Raw genomic sequence first — 4107 nt, forward strand, 5'->3', positions numbered from 1 at the left:
GGCGTACCGGCCGGCGGCGACGCCCACCGCACCGGCCGCGAGGGCCACGGAGACGGCCGCGGCCGTCGCTCTGACTGTGCGCACGGCTCCAGTGTCCCGGCGGACCCGGCTACCGGCCAGCCGAAGGAGGCGCGGGGTGAGCGCGGGATACCGAAGCGAGCGGGAGGTACGGAAGGAGAGCCGGAGGTACAGGCGGGGAGAGCGGGAGGTGCAGGGGGAGTCACCCCCGCCGCTGCCCATACCCCCGCAACCGCTCCCCCGCCTCAGCCACCTGCTCCCCCGACAGCAACGTCGGCGACAGGCCCGGCACCGATGACGCCGTCAGCCACAGCCGGCACATCCACTCCAGCTGGGCCGTGCGGTCGAACGCCTGGTCCAGGGAGTTGCCGTAGGCCATCGTGCCGTGGTTCTGGAGGAGGCAGGCGGAGCGGTCGGCGAGGGCGTGGAGCATGTTCTCGGCCAACTCCTCGGTGCCGTATGTCGCATACGGGGCAACCCGGACGGGTCCGCCGAGGGCGCCGGACATGTAGTGGATCGAGGGGAGTTCGGGGACGAGCGTCGAGACGGCCGTCGCGTGGACGGCGTGGGTGTGGACGACGGCCTGGGCGCCGGTGTTGCGGTAGACGGCGAGATGCATGGGCAGTTCGCTCGTCGGGAGCAGGGTGCCGAGTACCTGTCGCCCGTCGAGGTCGACGCCGACCGTGTCGTCGGGTGTCAGCCGGTCGTAGGGGACGCCCGAGGGTGTGACCAGGACGATGTCGCCGACGCGCACCGAGACGTTCCCGGAGGTGCCGACCACCAGGCCGTCGGACACCGTCCGGCGGGCCGTCACGACGAGTTCGTCCCAGGCATGCGCCTCCTCGGCGTGCACACGCCTCCGCCATGGCTCCCCCACAGCCTGTGCACCCTCCCGGACGTCCCGCCCATCCCGCTCATCCCGCCGCTGCTCAGCCATGCCGCGATCCTGCCAGCCGGTTCCCCAACACGCGCTCGGGCGAGGGCACTTTAAGCCGGAAGCCGCGCATCCGAAAGAGTACATATAGGCATGCAACGCCCACTCAAGCCGCTTGGCTGGAGACCGATCGGCATCGACAGATCTTCCAATAGCCTCTGGGAGATTTGTCGTGCACGCCGCCATTCCCGGGGGAAACATGGCCCGTGATCGCAAACCGTCCCGTCGTCGCGCCCGCCTCGTCGCGGTCCCACTCGCCGCACTCGCCGTCGGCGCAACCACGCTCGCGCTCGCCGAGATCCCGGCCGCCGCCGCGAGCCCGGCCAAGGGCCACGACGTCTCCTCGCACCAGAAGAACGTCAACTGGCCGAGCGCGAAGGCGAAGGGCGCCACGTTCGTCTACGTCAAGGCGACCGAGTCCACCGACTACGTCAACCCGTACTTCACCCAGCAGTACAACGGCGCCCGCACCGCCCGCATCGTCCGCGGCGCCTACCACTTCGCGCTCCCGGACAAGTCGTCGGGCGCCACCCAGGCCGCGTACTTCGTGGCGCACGGTGGCGGCTGGAAGGCGGACGGCTGGACGCTGCCGCCCGCACTCGACATCGAATACAACCCGTACGACAAGAAACACGGCTGCTACGGCCTGAGCAAGGCCAGGATGGTCGGCTGGATCAAGGCCTTCAGCGCCGAGGTGAAGCGGGAGACCGGCCGCCGTCCGGTGATCTACACGACCACCCACTGGTGGAACACCTGCACGGGCAGCAGCACCGCCCTGGCCTCGACACACGCGCTGTGGATCGCCCGCCACGAGTCGGCGGACGCGGGATCGCTGCCCGCCGGCTGGTCGTACTGGACCTTCTGGCAGTACGACAACAGCGGCAGCCTGCCGGGTGATCAGAATCTCTTCAACGGGACCCCGAGCCAACTGAAGAAGTTCGCCCGCGGTTACTAGCCCGTACAGACACTCCAGGGACCCTCTCAGTTCATCTTCCGTTCACTCAGGTTGCCTACGGTCAACGCGCCAATGACCTCGAACGATTGCCTGGGTAAATGGAAAGCTTCTCGCTGATTCTCGCGATTGTGGTGATCACCGCACTCGCGTTCGATTTCACGAACGGTTTCCACGACACCGCCAACGCGATGGCCACCACCATCTCGACCGGTGCACTCAAGCCCAAGGTCGCGGTGGCCATGTCGGCCACCCTCAACCTGGTGGGCGCTTTTCTCTCCGTGGAGGTCGCCAACACGATCTCCAAGGGTCTCGTCGACGAGAGCGGCATCCGTCCCGAGGTCATCTTCGCCGCCCTGGTCGGCGCGATCCTCTGGAACCTGGTGACCTGGCTCGTCGGCCTGCCGTCCAGTTCCTCGCACGCCCTGATGGGCGGTCTGATCGGCGCCACCATCGCCTCGGCCGGCACCGGCGCGGTCCACGGCGACGTCCTGGTCACCAAGGTGCTGCTGCCCGCGGTCGCCGCCCCGATCGTCGCGGGCGTCGCGGCGCTGCTGGCCACCAGGTTCTCGTACGCACTGAGCCGGAACTCGGACGGCAAGGCCGCCGACAAGGGCTTCCGCGTCGGCCAGATCGCCTCCGCCGGCCTGGTCTCGCTGGCCCACGGCACGAACGACGCGCAGAAGACGATGGGCATCATCACGCTGGCCCTGATCGCCGGCGGCTCCATCGCCCCCGACTCGGACCCGCCCACCTGGGTCATCCTCTCCGCGGGCCTCGCCATCGCGATGGGCACCTACATCGGCGGCTGGCGCATCATCCGCACCATGGGCAAGGGCCTGACCGACCTCCGGCCGCAGCAGGGCTTCGCCGCCCAGACCAGCGCCGCCGCGGTCATCCTGGCCTCCTCGCACATCGGCTTCTCCCTCTCCACCACGCACGCCGTCTCCGGCTCCGTGATGGGTGCGGGCCTGGGCCGCAAGGGCGGGGTCGTCCGCTGGTCGACCGCCACCCGGATGTTCATCGCCTGGGGTCTGACACTGCCGGCCGCCGCACTGGTCGGCGCGCTCGCCGAGTCCGTGACCGACCTGGGCGACTGGGGCACCGCGCTGGTGGCCGTCTTCCTGGTCGCCTCCAGCACCGCGATCTGGCTGCTCTCCCGCCGCCAGGTGGTCGACGCCTCGAACGTCAACGAGTTCGAGGAGCCGGCCGGCGTGGTGACCACCGCGATCGCCGCCGTGACCCCGCCGCCGTCGGTCGCCCTCTCCGAAGGCCTCACGGCGACGATCCCCTCGCCGCCCGTGACCCCGGCCCCCGTTGTGAAGTCCGACCCGGCGAGCCCGCCGGCCGCCGCCGTCTGAGCCCGCGCCCCGGACACGAAGGAACGAATCAGCATGCACATCGACTGGGCAGCCCTCGGCTCCGTCTTCGGCGTCAGCCTCGTGGCCACCGTGGCCCTGGTGGCCGTCTTCACCCTCGGCATCACCGCCCTCTCGCGCCGCGAACGGGCCACCGCCCAGGGCGACTCCGCGACCCTCGCCCTGACCGGCGCGTACGCCTGCTTCGCGGCCTGCGCGGCGGCGGTGGCGTACGGGATCTACATCATCGTGGCCTGACCGGCCGCCAGTTGGACCGAGCGTGGGGTGCGGGACGGATCACCGTCCCGCACTCCACGTTTTCGCGCCCCGCCGACGGCGGACGTGTGGGCATCAGCACACTCCTCCCCCGCAGGTCAACAGCAAGTTGACGCCCCTTCCAACCCCGTGGTGGACTGCCGGAGCCATGTACGGCGGCAGGAGAGGAAGCCGGTGCGAATCCGGCGCGGTCCCGCCACTGTCACCGGGGTAGACACCCCCGGGAGCCAGGAACTCTCACCGCCGGTCTCGTCGAACCAGGGCGTGGACACCCTGAGTGAGGACATATCGCCATGCTCGGCTGCCGTTCGAGGTCCCGTACCAGCGCAGTGTCCGACTCAGCGACCGGCTGAGCCGATGCGTGCCGATCGCGTCTTCGCGTACGGCGCCGCCGCCGGCCTTCTCGGCGACCACCTGCTCGGCGATCCCCGCCGTGGGCATCCGGTCGCCGCGTTCGGCCACGCCGCCGGTGCCGTGGAACAGGTGCTGTGGCGCGACCACCGAGGCTGGGGCGCCCTGCACACCGCCGTGTGCGTGGGTGGCGCCGTCTCCCTCGCCGCCGCGGCCAC

4 protein-coding genes, 2 pseudogenes and 1 riboswitch are annotated in these 4107 nt (G+C 70.3%); of the genes and pseudogenes, 4 read left to right on the plus strand and 2 right to left on the minus strand.

The window, feature by feature from the left end:
* Together R6V09_RS47660 and R6V09_RS47665 are read right to left on the minus strand one after the other, a co-directional pair.
* Window positions 1–240: pseudogene (locus tag R6V09_RS47660) on the minus strand (hypothetical protein); the annotation flags it as partial.
* Window positions 221–955: a class II aldolase/adducin family protein gene (locus R6V09_RS47665; protein WP_317887699.1), complete on the minus strand. Its 735-nt coding sequence runs from the start codon at window positions 953–955 to the stop codon at window positions 221–223. The pseudogene R6V09_RS47660 and the gene R6V09_RS47665, both read right to left, overlap by 20 nt.
* Before the next feature lie 196 nt (window positions 956–1151).
* Between R6V09_RS47665 and R6V09_RS47670 the strand changes: the two genes are divergently transcribed.
* From R6V09_RS47670 to R6V09_RS47685, 4 genes and pseudogenes are all read left to right on the plus strand, one after another.
* Window positions 1152–1907: a lysozyme gene (locus R6V09_RS47670; protein ID WP_317887702.1), complete on the plus strand. Its 756-nt coding sequence runs from the start codon at window positions 1152–1154 to the stop codon at window positions 1905–1907.
* Window positions 1908–2005: 98 nt separating this feature from the next.
* Complete coding sequence (locus R6V09_RS47675; protein ID WP_317887700.1) at window positions 2006–3265, plus strand: inorganic phosphate transporter; 1260 nt, start codon at window positions 2006–2008, stop codon at window positions 3263–3265.
* A gap of 33 nt (window positions 3266–3298) precedes the next feature.
* Window positions 3299–3520: a hypothetical protein gene (locus R6V09_RS47680; RefSeq protein ID WP_317887701.1), complete on the plus strand. Its 222-nt coding sequence runs from the start codon at window positions 3299–3301 to the stop codon at window positions 3518–3520.
* A 134-nt stretch (window positions 3521–3654) separates the two neighbouring features.
* Window positions 3655–3794: riboswitch (cobalamin riboswitch) on the plus strand.
* Window positions 3795–3895: 101 nt separating this feature from the next.
* Window positions 3896–4107: pseudogene (locus R6V09_RS47685) on the plus strand (cobalamin biosynthesis protein); the annotation flags it as partial.

The organism is Streptomyces sp. W16 (genome assembly GCF_033194735.1).
Lineage (GTDB): Bacteria > Actinomycetota > Actinomycetes > Streptomycetales > Streptomycetaceae > Streptomyces.

Coding starts and splice junctions, on each gene's coding strand:
- R6V09_RS47665 (WP_317887699.1), bottom strand. CDS start 955: ATGGCTGAGCAGCGGCGGGATGAGCGGGATGGGCGGGACGTCCGGGAG.
- R6V09_RS47680 (WP_317887701.1), top strand. CDS start 3,299: ATGCACATCGACTGGGCAGCCCTCGGCTCCGTCTTCGGCGTCAGCCTC.
- R6V09_RS47675 (WP_317887700.1), top strand. CDS start 2,006: ATGGAAAGCTTCTCGCTGATTCTCGCGATTGTGGTGATCACCGCACTC.
- R6V09_RS47670 (WP_317887702.1), top strand. CDS start 1,152: ATGGCCCGTGATCGCAAACCGTCCCGTCGTCGCGCCCGCCTCGTCGCG.